Origin of the sequence: Mucilaginibacter sp. PPCGB 2223 (assembly GCF_001705515.1) — a bacterium.
Classification (GTDB): domain Bacteria; phylum Bacteroidota; class Bacteroidia; order Sphingobacteriales; family Sphingobacteriaceae; genus Mucilaginibacter.
On the sequence record NZ_MDJS01000004.1, the window covers coordinates 288519 to 306790 of the forward strand.

The window sequence follows — 18272 nt, forward strand, 5'->3', positions numbered from 1 at the left end:
TATTTTCGCTGGTATAGCTTGAGGCGGTAATTTTCTCAATGTTAAGATTATTAGTATTGGAAGTACTTGAATCGGGCGGTATGATAAATGGAGACCTTATCGAAAATGTAGAGTCGAAAAGCCTATACTCGATTGCTTTTGAATCCGGTGAAATATTCTTGTCCTTTTTATACCAGTGGTATAGTGCATTAAGTACAAAAAAAATCACAAAAACAACCGCCATTGCTTTTAAAAGACTATTTGAACTTTTTGACATTTATTACGAATTGGTATCACAACTAAAATACAAAAATTACCATGCTATCCTACCATCGCCCAACCGCAACACCATCTTTACAAGTCGTTAACATTCAACATCAATAATTCCCGTATATTTGCTCTCCATATTATTACCAAAATATCATGACTGCATCTGTGTTAGCGCAAAACCTGCGGGGATCTGAGATCATCAAGATCGCCGGCGAGGTGAATGAAATGAAACGACAAGGGCAAAACATCGCCAATTTAACCATCGGCGATTTTGATTCGAACATCTACCCTATACCCAACGAACTGAAGCAAGGCATTGTTGAAGCGTATGCCCAAAACCAAACCAATTATCCGCCTGCGGATGGCGTGCTGGCTTTGCGCGAATCGGTGTCGGACTTTCTGAAAGCTAACTACAAACTCGATTATAAGGCCAACCAGATCCTGATCTCGGGCGGCTCGCGTCCGCTCATTTATGCTACTTACCTGGCACTGGTTGATCCGGGTGATAAAGTTGTTTTCCCGGCACCATCGTGGAACAACAACCACTACTGCGACCTGTTGAAAGCTAACGGCGTTTCGGTTGATACCCAACCCGAAAACAATTTTATGCCTACCGCCGATGAACTGCGCCCGCATATTAAAGGCGCTACCCTGCTGGCTTTGTGCTCACCATTGAACCCTACGGGTACCATGTTCAGCAAACAAAACCTGGAAGAGATTTGCGACCTGGTTATTGAAGAAAATAAAACCCGCAAAGCAGGCGAAAAACCATTGTACATGTTGTACGATCAGATCTATTCGCAATTAACCTTTGGCAGCTACCAGCACTTCGACCCGGTTACCTTACGCCCGGAGCTGAAGGACCTTGTAGTTTACATCGACGGCGCTTCGAAATGCTTTGCCGCTACCGGCGTGCGCGTAGGCTGGGGCTTTGGCCCGGCCGATATCATCAACAACATGAAAGCCATCGTAGGCCACATGGGTGCATGGTCGCCTAAAGCCGAACAGGTTGCCATGGCAGCTTTTTTAAAACAAACTGCCGACGTTACCAACTATTTAACCAAGCTGAAAGGCAATGTGCAAAAAAGCCTGCAAACTTTATACACCGGTTTTAAAGCGTTAAAAGCCGAAGGCTTTGCTGTTGACGCCATCGAACCGATGGGCGCCATTTACCTTACCGTGAAAATAGACTATACCGGCAAGACCACCCCGGATGGCGACCTGATCAAAAACTCAACGGATATGAATTTTTACCTCATCCGCGAAGCAGGCTGCGCACTGGTACCGTTCTCGGCTTTCGGTACCGAAGAAAGCCTGAACTGGTTCCGCGTATCGGTCGGTGCAAGTACGCTGGCTGATATAGAAGCTGTGTTACCAAGGGTGAAAGCAGCGTTGACTAAGTTGAAATAAACCGAAATAGCGATGGGTTTGAAACCCATCGCTATGGATATATAACACAAAAAGCCCCGGCAATCGCCAGGGCTTTTCTATAAAAAAATCGCAAATTCTTTTTAAAGTCCTCCCTACCGGGGGAAGATTTAGGATGGCCTGATTAAAACGGCAAATCATCGTCTTCACCCGGTGCAGCGCTCAGGTTAACCGGGGCAGCATACTCGGGCGAGGCAGCAGCAGCTCCGCCACTCAGTATATTAACTTTCCACAATTGCAGCGAGTTAAAATAGGTTTTTTTGCCTGTTTTATCAGTCCATGGGCGGCCTTTGAGGTTAAAAAACACTTCCACATCTTCGCCAACTTTTACATTATCCAACAGGGCGCACCTGTCTTGTATAGCTTCAAACTTTAAATACTCAGGGTATTGCGGGTTTTCTATATATTCAAGTATCAATTCTCTTTTTTTAAGCGACTCGGTAACCTGCATGGTGGCCGAAACTTCGTGTACTTTGCCTTTTATTTCCATTACTCTTAAAATTAAAATGTAAAGTTAAGCGATTGTAAATAAAATCGGCAGGTTTTAATCCGTAAATTCGCACAATATCATGCAAGTTTTCCACAACGAAAGTAAAATCATCCTAACCTGCAATAAAAGGTTATCATCTTATTTACGCGATGAAGTTGAAGCACTGGGCTTTAGCATAAAGAGAGAGTTCTCCACGGGTATCGAACTAAGCGGTACCGTTACCGATTGTATCCGCCTTAATCTTAACCTGCGCTGCGCAAGCCAGATTTTGTACTCGCTGCAAAGCTTCAAGGCCGCCGATCCGAAAGAACTTTACGATAACCTCGTGAAAATAGAATGGGAAAAACTGATCGATTTTGCAGGCTATTTTTCCGTAACATCCAATGTTAATAACGAGCATATTTTAACGCCGCTTTTTGCGAATGTGAAGGTTAAGGATGCCATTGTCGACAGGATTAAAGAAGTAAAAGGTATCCGCCCAAACTCGGGCCCGGAGCTCAACAAAACCGTTATCCACCTGTACTGGCAGGATGATAACGCCGAAATATTCTTAGATACATCGGGCGAAACCCTGGCCAAACACGGTTATCGTAAAATACCCGGTAAGGCGCCTATGTTAGAAGCCTTAGCCGCCTCAACCATTATGGCTACCGGCTGGGATAAAAAATCGCCTTTTGTAAACCCGATGTGCGGTTCGGGCACTTTAGCCATCGAGGCTGCTTTGCTGGCAACCGATAAAACACCGGGCATTTTCCGTATGAATTATGCCTTTATGCATATTTTAGGTTATGATGAGCAGGTATTTTTTGTGGAGCGCCGCCAGTTAAAAGATAAAGCCATCAAACAATTGGATTTTAAGATCGTTGCTACTGATATTTCGGCCGACGCGGTCGACATTGCACAGAAGAACGCCAAGACAGCCGGTGTCGACCACCTGATTGATTTTGCGGTGTGCGATTTTGCCGATACCGAAATACCGGAGCAGGCCGGTATAATTATGTTTAACCCCGAGTATGGCGAGCGCTTGGGCACCCATACCAAGCTCGAGGCAACATACAAACGCATGGGCGATTTTATGAAGACCAGTTGCAAGGGTTACAAAGGTTATATTTTTACCGGCAACCCCGACCTGGCCAAGAGGATCGGCCTGCGGGCTTCGCGCCGGATAGAGTTTTATAACGGTAAGCTGGATTGCCGCCTTTTAGAGTACGAATTGTACGAAGGCAGTAAACGCGAACCTAAACCAGAAGAGTAAAATGAGGAAAATATTTATTTTGCTTGCCGCGATCATGATATCGGGTATGGCCATCGCACAAAAAAAAGAAACACAACAACCTAAAGAGCAAGCCCAGCAAAAAGAATTGCCACAGCCTTTTCAAGGTGGCAACGAGGCCTACAACCAGTTTTTTAAGGATAGCTTACAGGTTACCGGGGATATCATCAAAGCTAAAGCATCAGGCACGGCTATATTTAAATTTACAGCCGATGCTAAAGGTAATATCAGCAAGATCGTAGTTTATTATGCCGATGATTACCTCATCGCGCAACCGGCAATCGAAGCGTTGAAGAAAACAAACGGCAAATGGGTTATCCCCGATAAAATGAAGTTTTACGATTTTGTGATCCCATTCACCATCAACTTCATCCCATCAAATGCCAATCGCTTGCTCACGCAAAAGGCTATGTACACGTTTTACACCACCCGTAAGCCGATTGTAGCTACTAACCAGGTACCTTTAAACCAGGCCACCTTGTTGCCAACGGTTGTGGTAAATTACGAGCAGTAATATCTTCTCAACATATGGATACCAAACAAGTGATAGAAAGCACGGTTATTTTTGTGCGCGAAACTTTGGCCGGTGCCGAAGCCGGGCACGACTGGTGGCACATCAACCGGGTTTGGAACAACGCTAAATTGATAGCCAGCCACGAGCAGGCCGACCTGTTCGTAGTTGAGCTGGCGGCCCTGCTACACGATATTGCCGACCCCAAATTTCACGGTGGCGACGAAGAGGTTGGCCCGCTCACGGCAGGCAATTTTTTGAGCGGCTTGGGGGTTCAGCAAGCCGTTATCGAGCATGTACAAAACATCATCAGGTATATGTCGTTCAAAGCAAGTTTTGGCGAGGTTACCTTTCATTCGAACGAGTTAGCCATCGTGCAGGATGCCGACCGTTTAGACGCTATAGGCGCCATCGGCATAGCCCGCGCGTTTACTTATGGTGGTTATAAAAACCGCGAAATGTATAACCCGGATATTGCGCCTAACCTCAACATGAGCAAAGAGGAATATAAAAACTCCTCGGCGCCAACCATCAACCACTTTTACGAAAAGCTGCTATTGCTCAAGGATAAAATGAACACCCAAACCGGAAAAGCCATTGCGCAGCAGCGCCATGCCTTTATGGAGCAGTACCTGGAGCAGTTTTATGTCGAGTGGAACGGGATAGAACGGGAACAGAATCCGGAGAGGCAGTAGATAAGATGTAAAATAACTTATGATCTATGGCAATGCAAGTGCCCATATAAGATGCCCGAACATAAAGAAAAAGAAAATGATGTGGTTAAAAACTACATTTAACCAGCCGAGTGCATATTTTTTTACCACCTCGGGGAGTGTTGTCCGTCGTTGCATCCGACGTGTAGCAAATATACCTATACTATAAACGACCAATAATTGAATTACCATGCCACACATCGTGGCAAAATCTTTAAATTTTGCAAGGTACGGGACATGTAAAAACGGCAAGTGAATTATAAAAGCAACTACCAGCGCGCCCACGGCGATCTTAAGCCAGAACTCCGTTCTTAAAACGCCTCGGCCTAAACGCAGATAAAGTAAAATATCTAAGGAGACAAAGAGCGTGAAATAGTAGATTTTTAAAAGTATTTGCATGAAATAGTAGACCAATGTACAACATTTTTTGCGAAGCAGATACTACACCTTTCAGAACCCGCAAACAAAAAGCCCTTAACATCAAATGCTAAGGGCTTTCTTTATATCAAAATACGTTTTATACCGCTTTTCTTAACCGTATCAGCCGCATCCAGTGCATCACTTTCATCACCGGGTAAACCGGGTCGAACTCGAACCATTTTTTGGCAAAATTGGCGCTGTTGGGGTGTTTGTGATGATTGTTCTGGAACAGTTCGCCCAGCATTAAAAAGTCGAACGGAGTGGTGTTTTTTGATTTATCGTTGTTATCAAAATTGGCATAGCCGTATTTGTGCCCGCACCAGTTAACAATAGCGCCGTGTATCGGCCCCATTAAAAAGTGGATCGGCAGCAGCAAAAACATCCACCACTCGGTAGCAAAAGCAACGTAGAACCAAACGTATAAGGCACCAAAAAAAATACGAGAGGCGATAGTCGAGCCGATACGGTCGATCAGCGGCCATTCTGGGTAATTACCGGCAAAACGGGCCTCGGGCTCGCGGGTGCGGCGCAGGTGATCGCTATAGGTCAGTACAGTCGCCCACATCATCCTGAAAACATCCTTAAAAAAGTGCGGCGAGTGCGGGTCTTTTTCGGTATCGCTGTAAGCGTGGTGTTCGCGGTGCATAATGGCGTAGGCGCGCGGGTTTAAAAACGAGCTGCCCAGGCATATATAATCCAGCAGGTACAAAATACGCTCAAATACCTTACTGGTGGTGAACATTTTATGGGAGGCGTACCTGTGCAGGAAAAAGGTTTGGAAGAACAGCGACAAAAACCAATGCGCCAGGAAGAATATAAGGATGTACATGTTATAATTAACGGAAATAGAACGTCTAAAGTTTTCGGCTGCAAAATTATTAATTTTGGCTTAATACACGAATCTAATTTTGCGATATTGATAATTTCGCAGCCGAAGTTCTTAATGCACGCGCATTACAGGCGTATCGGGCTCTATCCGTTTTAAATTAATGTTACTCACGGGCTTAACCACGAGCGGTATTTTTTCGATACGCGTTTCGCTGGTATCCAAACCAAAGGCTTTGGCCTCGCTTTGCGCCAGTTTTTTGATGGCGAAATAACTGTTCAGAATAAAGCTTTCGCTGGCATTGAAAAGGTTATTGTACGACAGGAATTTTTCCATGATCACGAACCTGAAATCGGCCGCCAGGTGGTATTGGCTCAACGATTTGTATTTGCTGGTGATGTCAATCTCCTTACGTTTCACCATATCTTCAACCACATGGCGGAACAGCACATTTACCCGCGGCTGTATCCTGAAACCCAGCCTGAACTCTACCCTGATCACTTTACCCTTTTCAAGTTCATCGACACTGTACTCCATGGTATACGGTTCGTCAGTCTGCTCAATGTGGACGAACCAATACGTATCGGCCCGCTTAGGCATCCGGCTCATGATGGAGTAAATGATCTTTTGCTCTATCTGTTTGCTGTTATTGGCTTTGGTTAAATAAATGAGGTGCGTAGAGTATTTCGGTACGGATTCATCGGCGCTCAGGGCATTCAGCATCGGTATCTGGTCTTTCAGATCGATAAAATGCAGAAAGCGGTTATTGATCTTACGGGCCTTATACCAGATGTACATGGTAAATATCAGGCCAAACTCAAACACCAGGAAGAATAACCGTTTAACGATCTTAACTGCGTTCGCTACAAAAAAGGCCGACTCGACGCACAAAAACACGCAAAGGATAATGGTTACCAACCAAACCGGCCAATGTTTAACATACCGCATAAAGTAGTACATTAAAATGGTGGTCATGAGCATGGCGATGGTAATGGAAAAGCCATAAGCGGCCGTCATGTGTTCGGATGTACGGAAGTACAGCGATACTAAAATACAGCCAATACACAATATCCAGTTAATGCTGGGGATATAGATCTGCCCGCGGATATTGGATGGGTATTTGATGGTGATGCGCGGCCAGAAGTTCATGCTCACCGCTTCGCTGATCAATGTAAACGAACCGCTTATTAACGCCTGGCTGGCTATTATGGTAGCCAAAGTGGCTATAACCACGCTTGGTATTAAAAAAAAGTGCGGTACGATCTCAAAAAATGGGTTCACACCTTCAAAATTATACCCTTGAGGGCGCGTTAATACCCATGCTCCCTGACCCAGATAATTTAACATCAGAGCGGTTTTAACAAATATCCAGCTTACCTGGATATTTTTACGGCCACAGTGCCCCAGATCAGAGTATAGCGCTTCAGCACCGGTGGTACATAAAAACACTGCGCCCAGAAGCCAGAAGCCGCTTGGGTGATCAACGAGCAACCTGGCGCCGTAGTACGGATTTAAAGCTCTTAAAATGCTTAAATCGCCGGCTAACTGCACCGAACCCAGATAAGCTATCATTAAAAACCATATGGCCATCACCGGCCCGAATGCCGAGCCTACTACCTTGGTGCCAAACTGCTGGAAAAAGAACAGCAGCAACATAATGCTGATCACGATAATTAAAACAACGGCATTACCCGGAACAATATCCTTTGCAAAAGCCGGCACCAGGTTCAAACCTTCGATGGCCGAGGTTACCGAGATTGGTGGCGTGATGATCCCATCGGCAAGCAGGGTACCCGCGCCAACGATAGCAGGTATAGCCAGCCATTTGCCATAGCGCCTCACGAGTGCGTAAAGTGAAAATATACCGCCCTCGCCGCGGTTATCGGCCTGCAGGGTGATCACGATGTATTTGAATGTGGTTTGCAGGGTAAGCGTCCAGAAGATACAGGATATCGAGCCTAAAACAAGCGGGGCATCAACTTTGCCGCCTTCGTGCAAAAGGGTTTGAAAAACATACAGCGGTGAGGTACCGATGTCGCCAAAAATTATTCCGAGTGTGATTAAAAGACCAGCGAAGGTGACTTTTTTTAGATGGGGGTTCATTAAGGTGGTGTTATCAGGGGCATTTATTCATTGCGATAGATCAGATCGGCTTTATCGAAATGATAATCGCTATCAACGCACCCTGTGCCAATACAATGCCACCGGTAAACCTTAAATCTAAATCACTATTAAAATTCTGATTTTAAGTTAATTAAAAAAGAAAGGCCTGATCCCGGTCAAAAACAAATCCTATCAAAACGATAATTAATTTATCATTTTGATAGGGTAAATATGAGGGCGTTAGTCTCTATCGCGGCTCAATTTTGCAAAAACGAGCGGGTTTTCGGCCAGTTCGGCCGACTCTTTACGGTTACGTACAATATGGATAGCCGCAAACAAAGCTTCGCGAAACGAGGTTTCGGATGCCTGGTCTTTTCCGGCGATATCGTAAGCCGTACCATGATCGGGCGAAGTGCGCACTATGTTTAACCCAGCAGTAAAATTAACGCCTGATTCGAACGAGATCTGTTTAAACGGTATCAGACCCTGATCGTGATACATGGCCAGCACAGCATCGAATTTTTTGTACGATCCGTTGGCAAAAAAACCATCGGCTGCATAAGGCCCCATCGCCAGTATACCAGCCGATTTCGCTTCTTCAATGGCAGGGATAATGGTTTCTATCTCCTCGCCGCCAATCAGGCCGTTATCGCCGGCATGCGGGTTAAGGCCCAGTACGGCAATCTTTGGTTTACGTATCCAGAAATCCTTCTTTAAACTTTCATTCATCAGTTTCAGCTTCGAGAGGATACTTTCTTTGGTTACCTTTTGCGGGATATCGTTCACCGGGATATGGCCTGTAACCACCCCCACACGCAGGTCGTCGCTGATCAAAAACATCAGCGAGTCCTGACCGCCGGCTTTTTCCTGCAAATATTCGGTATGGCCGGCAAAATGGAAATTCTCGTTCTGGATGTTGTGTTTATTAATAGGCGCGGTAACCAGGGCATCAATTTTACCGGCAACAACATCATCAACGGCACGTTCGAGCGATTTAAAAGCGTATTTACCGCCGGTTTCGGTAGCCTGGCCCATTTCTATCTTCACATCCTCTTCCCAGCAGTTGATCATGTTGGCACGTTTGGCATTGGCCTGTGCGGGCTCGGTGATCACGTTAAACTGAAAATCGGTAATATTTAACGCCTTGCGATGAAACGATGCCACTTTGGTGTGCCCGTAAACAATAGGGGTACAATAATCCATTATGCGGCTATCGGCTAAAGTTTTAATAATTACTTCGAGGCCAATGCCGTTTACATCGCCTATGCTGATACCTATTTTTATTTTATCACTCATTTTATTTATGATTTCACCGGTGGGTTTTGATTTCACCGATTACATTCAAAGCTTATTAATTTATAATTGGTGTTCGCTTTCCGCTTTTGGCTTTCAGCTTTCTGCTCAAAATACAAATAAAAAGATTTTAAACCTCATTATCCGAACAAAGCACAAATATGACGTTATTTGCGTTAATATTAAATTTTATCGATGAGTATAGTTAAGGCGAAAAAACATTTGGGTCAGCATTTTTTAACCGATAAAAACATTGCGGGCAAAATTGTCGACAGCCTGAAACTACATGATCAATACACCCAGGTGCTTGAGGTTGGCCCGGGGATGGGCATTTTGTCCGATTTCCTGCTGCAAAAAACTGAATATGAGGCCTATCTTATCGATATCGACACCGAATCGTACCAGTTCCTGCAAAAAAAATACCCGCAGCTGGGCAGCCGGCTCATCAACGCCGATTTTTTGGAGATGGATTTTAAAACCGTTTTCCAGAACAAATTCGCCATTATCGGTAATTTCCCTTACAACATCTCATCGCAAATACTTTTTAAGGTGCTGGATAACCGCCAGCAGGTGATTGAGGTGGTAGGCATGTTCCAAAAGGAAGTTGCCGAGCGCTGTTCAGCTAAGCCTGGCAGCAAAGAATACGGCATACTGAGCGTTTTCTTGCAGGCCTACTATAAAGTTGAGTACCTATTTACTGTAAAAGCTGGTGTATTTAATCCGCCACCAAAGGTACTTTCGGCAGTTATCCGCTTAACGCGAAACGAAACAGGGCTGTTGGATTGCGACGAAAAGCTATTTTGGCAAGTAGTAAAAGCTGGTTTTAACCAGCGCCGCAAAACTTTACGCAATGCTGTTTCGGCAATTATCCCTAAAGATAGGATACCAGAAGATGCCCTGCTCGACCTGCGTGCCGAGCGTTTGAGCGTGGCGGATTTTGTAAGACTCACTAATATGATTAGTGATCAACGTTAAAACTTAAAAACCTCCTCAGTATACTTCGGCGCTTTTAAGTTGCCTTTGCCTTGCGCCAGTCTGGCTGGCGTATTCTCGGTTGAATGCCCATAGAAACGGGCAAAGTAAGTTTGATGTTTTTTAAAGGGTGTATCGGGTTTAAAGATGATCAGGCTATCGGTAATCTGATAAATACCCGGCTGCTCATTTTGATAATCTTTCATATCGGTGTCGGCAGGCATCCGGTAAACCGCCAATAGTTGTCGAAAGCCTTCTGCCGTAAGCGAGTCTTTTTTTAACTCCTGCAAAACAGCATAATCCAGCCCGCCCAAAATTACCGTTTGCGAATCCCTGCTTAGGCCAATGCGGCTATGATCGGCTTCGGTTACCGAAGCTGAGCGGCAACTTAAACAGGCCATCACCAAAAAAACAAGGTATCCGCGCCTCATATTTGAAATGCTTTTTATTAAAATTGTATCCTCAAATATACTCCGATGAAATTCATAGTCGAAATTTTGCTGACCGGCCTCGCCATTTTGATAGCCTCGTATTTTATACCGGGCGTACATGTTAACGGCTACTTTACCGCGGTCATCGCGGGCGTATTGCTGGCTGTAGTCAATGCCACCGTCGGCCTCATATTGCGTATATTGACCTTCCCGCTTAATATTTTAACACTGGGTTTGGTATCATTCATCATCGGGGTTTGTATGATATTGCTGGTAAGCCACCTGTTGGATGGTTTTTACGTGCATGGCTTTTTCAGTGCAGCGCTTTTCGCCATTGTGCTGGCCGTTATCAAAATGATATTTCACGGCGCCGAAAAAAGCCGGTAGTTATTTTTCAGCCAGGAGATCGTCGTTCAGCTTTTCAAACTCGCTGATAAATTCGGCATAGTAGTTACCCGTACCCGGCCCGCTAAAGCCGGTATGTATTTTACGCACATCGCCTTTTTTATCAATAATGATCGTTGTAGGGAAACCTAAAAAATTAGCGAGCATCGGCAGGCTTTTGGTAAGCTCCTTTTTATCGTTGGTATAACCGGTAATCAATACGGGGTAAGTTATATTGAAACGTTTTTTTAACTGTTCGATACTTTTTTTCGACCGGGCAAAATCTGTGCTCCGCTCATAAGCAAGGCCAACTATCTCTACACCTTTCGGGTGATATTTTTTGTAGAAATTTACCAGGTAGGCGGTTTCATCCATACAATTTGGGCACCACGAACCCATGATCTGCAGAATGACCACCTTGTTTTTGAAGCGGGCATCGCTTAACGATACCTTTTTACCGTTCAGATCCGTAAAGGTAAAGGCCATTTTTGTATAGCCGGGTTTTAAAGCTGTGAGCGAATACGCATCCGGTAACTTGGCGTTAGGGTCTTTTATGGCCGACCATTCATCGCTGCCCGAATAGCCCGAATAGAACTTGCCGCCGGTTAAGATGCAATTATTATTATGATTGATGGCAGCGGTAAACAAAAAAGCATGGCCGCCATCAAAGCACGAAAGGTACAGGCTATCGTTAGTGGTGGTACCCTCCAGGTACCGGTAATCGCCGGTGGTGGTTAAAAAGGTACCGGTAACTTTGGCGTCGGCCTGTTTAAATTCGGCAACGGTAGTATCACCACTGGCAAATATCGCGCTCCAGCGGCCTTGAACATTACAAGCTGCTTTGGGATCTTTAAAAAAACGATAATTTCCCGGTTCAGCGGCGAAAGCCATGGCCACATCCTTTTGTGGCAGGTGTTTTATCCAGTTCCCTTGCAATTTTCCATCAACCAGTCTGGCTTTAAATTCCGAATCGAATAACGGCATGTGGATAAATACCGAATCGCGCACCTGCTTTACGTCGGGCACTTTAAAACGCTCATTGCCGTTAATAATAACGATCTCTTTTTTGCCGAGTGTATCTTTAACCTCAAAGTTAAAAGGTATTTCGCGGCTGATGGAGTTTTGCAGCGTAGCATGCCAGATGCCGTTTTGAAGCCTGTTTTGTGCGAAAGCAAATGAAGATGCCAACAGCGCCGAAAGTAATATCAGGATTGATTTTTTCACAAAAATCAGATTAAAGTTTGTTGGATATCTCGTCAAGCTTGTCTAAAAAGCGTTCATTGAAAATCTGCTGACGTTCTAAAGCTGATAAAAACTTCTCATTAAAGGCTTCCTGAATTTCAGCTTGCTTGTGCTGCCACTCAAATTCCTTTATTGAAACATCGGTTAACACCTGCAAACGCTCATTAGTCTGGCTAATGAGTTTAGTATGAAGATCCAATATTTCAGCCTGTTGATCCTGCTTCCGCAGGAGTTCAGATATTCCAACCGGTAGATCTTTATCCGTCATATCACAAATATAACGAATCAATATTTATTTATTTCAGTACCTGTCGCGAGATGACAATCTTCTGTATTTCGGATGTCCCTTCATATATCTGGGTGATCTTGGCATCGCGCATTAAACGTTCTACATGGTACTCTTTCACAAAGCCGTAGCCGCCGTGTATCTGTACGGCTTCAACGGTGGTTTTCATGGCTACTTCGGATGCAAAAAGCTTGGCCATCGAGCTGGCCTGGGCGTAGGGTTGCCCATGATCTTTCAACCACGCGGCCTTTAAGCAAAGCAAACGTGCCGCTTCAATTTCGGTGGCCATATCGGCCAGTTTAAACTGGATGGACTGATGCTCGGCAATAGGCTTGCCGAAAGTTTTACGCTCTTTGCTGTAAGCGAGGGCCAGTTCGTATGCGCCCGACGCTATACCCAAAGCCTGCGAAGCGATACCGATGCGGCCGCCCTCGAGCGTTTTCATGGCAAAGGTAAAGCCGAAACCATCCTCACCTATGCGGTTTTCTTTAGGTACCTTAACATCGGTAAACATCAGCGAATGCGTATCCGACCCGCGGATACCCAATTTGTTTTCTTTAGGGCCAACGGTAAAACCCGGCGTGCCTTTTTCTACAATAAAAGCGTTAATGCCCTTGCTTTTTTTCTCAGGGTGTGTTTGTGCGATAACCAGGTAGGTTGACGCGGAGCCGCCATTCGTGATCCAGTTTTTGGTGCCGTTTAACAAGTAGTGATCGCCCATATCAACCGCGGTTGTGTGCTGCGATGTAGCGTCAGATCCGGCTTCAGGTTCAGAAAGGCAAAATGCCCCTATCTTTTCGCCTTTGGCCAAAGGCACCAGGTATTTTTGTTTTTGTTCTTCGGTAGCATAGTGCTCCAAACCATAGCACACCAGCGAATTATTAACCGAAACTACAACCGAAGCCGATGCATCGATCTTTGATAATTCTTCCATCACCAGCACGTAGGATATGGCGTCCATGCCGCTGCCGCCGTATTTAGGGTCGACCATCATCCCTAAAAAGCCCATTTCGCCCAGTTTTTTTACCTGCTCGGCAGGGAATTTCTGGTGCTCATCGCGTTCAATAACTCCGGGTTTCAGTTCGGTTTGGGCAAAATCTCTTGCGGCTTGCCTTATCATCAAGTGCTCTTCTGACAGGTCGAAATACATAAAATTGATAATGAATGGTTAGTTAACTGCACCAAATATAATAATATGCATGCATAGTAAATAAATTTTTAGCAAAAAAAGAGAGCTCTTTTGAAGCTCCCTTTCCCCTAATTAATTTAAACTATTGATTAAACCCAAAACAAAGAACACAAATCACTCAGCTTGGGTGTCTGAGAATTCAAGAACAATTTTTCATTGGTAGATGTAAATGTCTTTTTTTTCAATCGCCACACAATTGCTCTGTGGTTTAATAATAACAAAGGTATAGGCTGAAGGCTCGTCAAACAAATACGTATACGTCAGGAATTTTGATCTTTATCTAATATTTTAGTGCGTTTACTTATTCCACGATTAAATAATGAGGTAATTTTTTTAATAATTTGTTTAAAGAAGGCCCTTTATCAACGCATTGTTACATTTATAAAAATTTAATTCTTTAACTTTAGTTTTTCAACACCATACACACCGAGCACAATGTTGTTAACTGATTTTGAATATCTTAATACCTCCGAAATAGCTTTCAAAAAAAAGGTGGCGTTGCAGATCAAACGCCTCCGCAGGCAGAATCAGGTTAGCCAGGAAAAATTTTACAGCGAAACCAATATCAATATCGCCAGGCTCGAATCGGGCCGGGTTGATATCCGTTTAGATACTTTACGCAAAATATGCTACTATTTTGATGTATCGCTGTCGGGCTTTTTTCAGGGAATCTATTAAATGGACTTTGTAAGGGCGGTTGAAGCTTGGTGGCATGTGCAAAGCACACTCGAACTGATCGGGGTATTTACCGGTTTAATTTGTGTATGGCTGGCCGCCATCAATAACATCTGGAACTGGCCGTTCGCTATTATATGTACGGCTATTTATGTTTACATTTTTGAGCAGGCTGCCCTGTATGCCGATATGGGCCAGAATATCTATCTGCTGGGCATCAATATTTACGGCTGGTATTACTGGATCAAAAAACCAAAGGGTGAAGAAAAGCGACCGGTACTGCTCATCACTAAAAAGCAAATACTATGGTCGGTAATCGCGGTAACTGTTGTAACTCCTGCTTTGGGTTTTACCCTGGTTAGCCTGGCGCCGATATTAAATTACAAACCGGCCGCGTTCCCTTATCTCGATAGTTTTTGTACGGCCTGTAGCCTGGTGGGCCAGTTATTCCTGGCCCGCAAGGTATTGGAAAACTGGCTGATCTGGATTTTTGTTGACGTAATATACGTAGGCATTTATATTGTTAAAGACTTGAAGCCGACGGCTTTTATGTTTGGCGTGTATGTTGTGATAGCCTTATTTGGTTATCTCGACTGGCGCAAGGAGTATCGCAGACAAATACAAGCGGCAAATGGATAATGGCATAGTTAAAATAGCGATCGTCGGCGGCGAATCGACCGGCAAGTCGACCATGTCGGCTTACCTTGCTGACCATTACCATACGGTTTGGGTACCCGAGTACGCCCGCGAGTATTGCGAAAAGCTCACCGGGCCGCCTACCTGGCAGGATGAGATCAATATGTTCGACGGGCAGCTTGCGCTCGAAAATAGTTTGATCGGTAAAGCCAACAGGATACTGATTTGCGATACTACTTTTATTACAGTAAAGATCTGGAGCGACCATATGTTCGGGCAGGCGCCGCAGCAGGTGGTCGACGAATTGAGCCGTCACCATTACGATTTTTATTTACTGCTCAATATCGACCTGCCCTGGCAGGACGACCCGCTGCGCGATTTCCCCGATAAGCGCGAACATTTTATGCAGGTTTGGCATGATGAGCTTAAGGCCCTCAACGCCAGTTATGTATTGATATCAGGCTTGGGCCAGGATAGATATGACAATGCGGTACGCGCTATTGACAATTTTCTAAAATCTCTTCATTAAATTTAAGTTTTCGTGCAACGTTTTAAAAAACGTGGTGTCATTTATATCGAAAGCTAAAAACAACACTTGGAAGCCGTTTATGTCGACAAGCATTATGACCTGGTGGTCGAATGCAAACAAGGGAGCAAAAAGGCTCATTACGAATTATACAAGCTATACTCGAAGGCGATGTTAAATACTGCCTTCAGGATAGTGGATGATTTGGATGAGGCGCAGGATGTACTGCAGGAAGCATTCCTGGATGCATTCGCCCGTATAAACGATTTCAGGCAGGAAACAACCTTTGGCTTATGGTTAAAACAAATTGTGGTTCACCGGGCTATTAACCTGCTGCGTAAACGCAAAATGGATCTGGTTAGCATCGATGACGAACAAATTGAAAACCTGGCCGATGATGGTTTTTATGATGACGACGACCTGCAATACAAAGTGGCACAGGTAAAAGAAGCCATGAAGCTATTGCCCGAAGGTTACCGGGTTGTACTATCGCTTTACTTACTGGAGGGTTACGACCACGAAGAAATAGGGCAGATACTGAACATCAACGAAAACACATCGCGCACGCAATTTTTAAGAGCAAAAAGAAAGTTAATTGAAATTTTGAAACAGAGAGGTATAACATCATGAGCAAGCGATTAGAAAATTTCATCAAAAACAATAAACAAGAATTTGATGAACTGGAGCCGGATTTTGATTTATGGAATAAGATAGAACAGGGGCTAAACGTAAAGGAAGCAGCCATCCCAAAGCGCGAAGCCAAAACTTTTACATTGGGTTTTGTACTGCGTGTGGCCGCCATAGTATTTGTGGTAATGACGATAGGGTTTGTGTTTTATGTAAAAAACCAAAACTCAGGTAAAGCGACTCCAACAACCGAAATAGCCAAGGCCATTAACCCTGAATATGCCCAGCAACAGCAACATTATGCAAGCCTGGTGGCCAACAAACGCAGCGAATTAAAAACTTTGGCCAAGGCCGATCCTGAACTGTACAAAGAGTTTAGCGGCGAAATAGCCAAAATGGACTCGACCTATAAAAAACTGAATAATGATTTAGCAACCAGCCCTAACCAGGAAAGTGTTTTACGTGCAATGATCCGGAATTTGCAAATACAAACCGAGGTGCTCAATCAGCAATTACAGGTAATCGAACAGTTTAATCAAATGAAAAAAGAACAACAAAATGAAATCAAGAATATTTAACCCCTTATTAATTACTATAGTTATAGTAACCGGCATACATGGTATTGGCAAAGCCCAGACCACGACAGCCGAACAGCAAAAAGACATGGAAGCCCGCCTGAAGCAAATGGAGCTAAAGCTGCAGAACATGCAGGTAAAGATAGACAGTATGAAGCGGGTCGATAGCCTGCGGCTAAAGGAGAGAGTGGTTGTAGGCTACGGCTCAAATTTATACACCACGCCAAGGGCCATGAAGGTTACGCCAAGGACACCAACCACCGCAAGAACTCCAATGACCCTGACGGTACCTGCAACACCCATGAAATCGCTGGAACCGCTGGCTTTTAACAAAAGTTTTTCACAGGCATTCGCCAAATCGCTCAATTTGAATTTCGATGCCAGCGATAAAAAACTGGAAGAGCGCGTTAAAAGCGGCGAGGTGAAAGAAGTTAATAAAAGCTTCAGCAAAAGCTATACTATCGATCGCGACGACAAACTGGTGATCGATAATAAATGGGGTAAAGTAACCGTAAATACCTGGAACAAGAACGAGTTTAAGGTTGAAGCCCAGATACGCGCCGATGCCATGGAAACCGATGAAGCTCAAAAACTGCTGGATGCCGTTAAAATAGACGACAGCAAGGATGGTTCGGCCGTAACGTTCACAACAAAAGTTGAGTCGACCGATGGCAATAACTCATGGGGCTGGGGCACCAATAACGGCAAACCTTTTGTGCGCAAGGTGTTTATTAACTATACCATATATATGCCTGCAAAAAACCCGCTGCAAATAACCAACCGTTTTGGCGGTGTCGAACTGCCTGATTTTGATGGCAAAGTGACCGTTAACAGCAGCTTTGGTAATTTTACTGCTAAAAAGCTCGGCAATACCGCTAATGAGATAACTTCACGCAACGGCGCAACTACTATCGAAAGTTTGAACGGGGGCCAGCTAAAGGTGCAATATGGCAGCCTTGATTTGGGTACGGCAGAGAACCTGACCGTTGATGCCAATATCAGTGCGGTAAAGATCGGAAAGATCAAATCGGGCGCAACATTGAATGTGAAATATGGCCCGGGCGTACAGATAAGCGACCTGGATAAGAATGTAAAAAACCTGAACGTTACCACTTACATCGCGCCGCTCGAAGTTAATTTCAACAACAGCCAGAACTTCGATTTTGATGTAACGGTGCACAACAACAGTTTTGATTATGGCAACCACGATGTTACGGTAACCAGCCAATCGCCCGATGATACCCGCCGGTACAGCGCAACTAAAACCTACAAAGGGCACTTAGGAAAAGGTAACCCCGATAAACTGATCACCATTAAATCAAACTACGGGCCGGTAAAGTTTAATTTACAATAATCAACTCCACATATATCTATCTATTTAAAGCTCCCGCCTAAACGGTAAGGGAGCTTTAAACATTTTTGC

21 protein-coding genes are annotated in these 18272 nt (G+C 44.5%); 12 read left to right on the forward strand and 9 right to left on the reverse strand.

What is annotated here, in order from left to right; genetic code table 11:
* Positions 1–402 precede the first annotated feature (402 nt).
* On the forward strand, positions 403–1659 hold the full coding sequence (locus BEL04_RS19615) for a pyridoxal phosphate-dependent aminotransferase (protein WP_066006662.1): 1257 nt from the start codon (positions 403–405) through the stop codon (positions 1657–1659).
* 142 nt (positions 1660–1801) lie between these two features.
* On the opposite strand, the gene BEL04_RS19620 is transcribed toward BEL04_RS19615, so the two are convergent.
* Positions 1802–2167 carry a DUF3127 domain-containing protein gene (locus BEL04_RS19620; RefSeq protein WP_066006667.1) on the reverse strand — a complete coding sequence of 122 codons (366 nt, stop codon included), beginning with the start codon at positions 2165–2167 and terminating at the stop codon, positions 1802–1804.
* Positions 2168–2246: 79 nt separating this feature from the next.
* On the opposite strand from BEL04_RS19620, the gene BEL04_RS19625 reads away from it, so the two are divergent.
* The 3 genes from BEL04_RS19625 to BEL04_RS19635 are packed head-to-tail and all read left to right on the forward strand — an operon-like array spanning position 2247 to position 4646.
* A complete protein-coding gene (locus BEL04_RS19625) occupies positions 2247–3422 on the forward strand; it encodes a class I SAM-dependent RNA methyltransferase (RefSeq protein ID WP_066006668.1) in 1176 nt (391 codons plus the stop codon).
* A 1-nt stretch (position 3423) separates the two neighbouring features.
* Entirely contained in the window at positions 3424–3954 is a 531-nt protein-coding gene (locus BEL04_RS19630) for a hypothetical protein (RefSeq protein WP_139113120.1), read from the forward strand.
* 14 nt (positions 3955–3968) lie between these two features.
* Positions 3969–4646, forward strand: coding sequence for an HD domain-containing protein (locus BEL04_RS19635; protein WP_066006672.1), 678 nt, complete (start codon positions 3969–3971; stop codon positions 4644–4646).
* 24 nt (positions 4647–4670) lie between these two features.
* Here BEL04_RS19635 and BEL04_RS19640 read toward each other — a convergent pair whose 3' ends face one another.
* From BEL04_RS19640 to pdxA, 4 genes are all read right to left on the reverse strand, one after another.
* Entirely contained in the window at positions 4671–5063 is a 393-nt protein-coding gene (locus BEL04_RS19640; protein WP_066006674.1) for a hypothetical protein, read from the reverse strand.
* Positions 5064–5181: 118 nt separating this feature from the next.
* A complete protein-coding gene (locus tag BEL04_RS19645) occupies positions 5182–5913 on the reverse strand; it encodes an acyl-CoA desaturase (protein ID WP_066006676.1) in 732 nt (243 codons plus the stop codon).
* A 111-nt stretch (positions 5914–6024) separates the two neighbouring features.
* On the reverse strand, positions 6025–8013 hold the full coding sequence (locus BEL04_RS19650; RefSeq protein WP_066006678.1) for a KUP/HAK/KT family potassium transporter: 1989 nt from the start codon (positions 8011–8013) through the stop codon (positions 6025–6027).
* Between the two features lie 240 nt (positions 8014–8253).
* On the reverse strand, positions 8254–9309 hold the full coding sequence (gene pdxA / locus BEL04_RS19655) for a 4-hydroxythreonine-4-phosphate dehydrogenase PdxA (protein WP_066007302.1): 1056 nt from the start codon (positions 9307–9309) through the stop codon (positions 8254–8256).
* A gap of 192 nt (positions 9310–9501) precedes the next feature.
* Between pdxA and rsmA the strand changes: the two genes are divergently transcribed.
* Entirely contained in the window at positions 9502–10281 is a 780-nt protein-coding gene (gene rsmA / locus BEL04_RS19665; RefSeq protein ID WP_066006686.1) for a 16S rRNA (adenine(1518)-N(6)/adenine(1519)-N(6))-dimethyltransferase RsmA, read from the forward strand.
* Here rsmA and BEL04_RS19670 read toward each other — a convergent pair.
* Positions 10278–10709: a hypothetical protein gene (locus BEL04_RS19670; protein ID WP_066006689.1), complete on the reverse strand. Its 432-nt coding sequence runs from the start codon at positions 10707–10709 to the stop codon at positions 10278–10280. The genes rsmA and BEL04_RS19670 overlap by 4 nt on opposite strands.
* 45 nt (positions 10710–10754) lie before the next feature.
* Between BEL04_RS19670 and BEL04_RS19675 the strand changes: the two genes are divergently transcribed.
* Positions 10755–11096 carry a phage holin family protein gene (locus BEL04_RS19675; RefSeq protein ID WP_066006690.1) on the forward strand — a complete coding sequence of 114 codons (342 nt, stop codon included), beginning with the start codon at positions 10755–10757 and terminating at the stop codon, positions 11094–11096.
* Here the strand turns inward: BEL04_RS19675 and BEL04_RS19680 are convergent, their stop codons facing one another.
* From BEL04_RS19680 to BEL04_RS19690, 3 genes are read right to left on the reverse strand one after another with little or no spacing between them, the layout of a single operon-like run.
* A complete protein-coding gene (locus tag BEL04_RS19680; RefSeq protein WP_066006691.1) occupies positions 11097–12317 on the reverse strand; it encodes a TlpA disulfide reductase family protein in 1221 nt (406 codons plus the stop codon).
* Positions 12318–12327: 10 nt separating this feature from the next.
* Entirely contained in the window at positions 12328–12603 is a 276-nt protein-coding gene (locus tag BEL04_RS19685) for a hypothetical protein (protein WP_066006692.1), read from the reverse strand.
* Between the two features lie 28 nt (positions 12604–12631).
* Positions 12632–13771 (reverse strand): acyl-CoA dehydrogenase, encoded by a 1140-nt coding sequence (locus BEL04_RS19690; protein ID WP_066006694.1) that lies wholly within the window; start codon positions 13769–13771, stop codon positions 12632–12634.
* 474 nt (positions 13772–14245) lie between these two features.
* Between BEL04_RS19690 and BEL04_RS19695 the strand changes: the two genes are divergently transcribed.
* From BEL04_RS19695 to BEL04_RS19720, 6 genes are all read left to right on the forward strand, one after another.
* On the forward strand, positions 14246–14488 hold the full coding sequence (locus BEL04_RS19695; RefSeq protein WP_066006697.1) for a helix-turn-helix domain-containing protein: 243 nt from the start codon (positions 14246–14248) through the stop codon (positions 14486–14488).
* Positions 14489–15124: a nicotinamide riboside transporter PnuC gene (pnuC, locus tag BEL04_RS19700; RefSeq protein ID WP_066006699.1), complete on the forward strand. Its 636-nt coding sequence runs from the start codon at positions 14489–14491 to the stop codon at positions 15122–15124.
* Positions 15117–15650 (forward strand): AAA family ATPase, encoded by a 534-nt coding sequence (locus BEL04_RS19705; protein WP_066006701.1) that lies wholly within the window; start codon positions 15117–15119, stop codon positions 15648–15650. The genes pnuC and BEL04_RS19705 overlap by 8 nt, the downstream gene beginning before the upstream one ends.
* A gap of 66 nt (positions 15651–15716) precedes the next feature.
* Complete coding sequence (locus BEL04_RS19710) at positions 15717–16277, forward strand: RNA polymerase sigma factor (protein ID WP_066006703.1); 561 nt, start codon at positions 15717–15719, stop codon at positions 16275–16277.
* Positions 16274–16852 (forward strand): hypothetical protein, encoded by a 579-nt coding sequence (locus BEL04_RS19715; protein WP_066006705.1) that lies wholly within the window; start codon positions 16274–16276, stop codon positions 16850–16852. Before BEL04_RS19710 ends, BEL04_RS19715 begins: the two co-directional genes overlap by 4 nt.
* On the forward strand, positions 16833–18203 hold the full coding sequence (locus BEL04_RS19720) for a hypothetical protein (RefSeq protein ID WP_066006707.1): 1371 nt from the start codon (positions 16833–16835) through the stop codon (positions 18201–18203). Before BEL04_RS19715 ends, BEL04_RS19720 begins: the two co-directional genes overlap by 20 nt.
* Positions 18204–18272 lie beyond the last annotated feature (69 nt).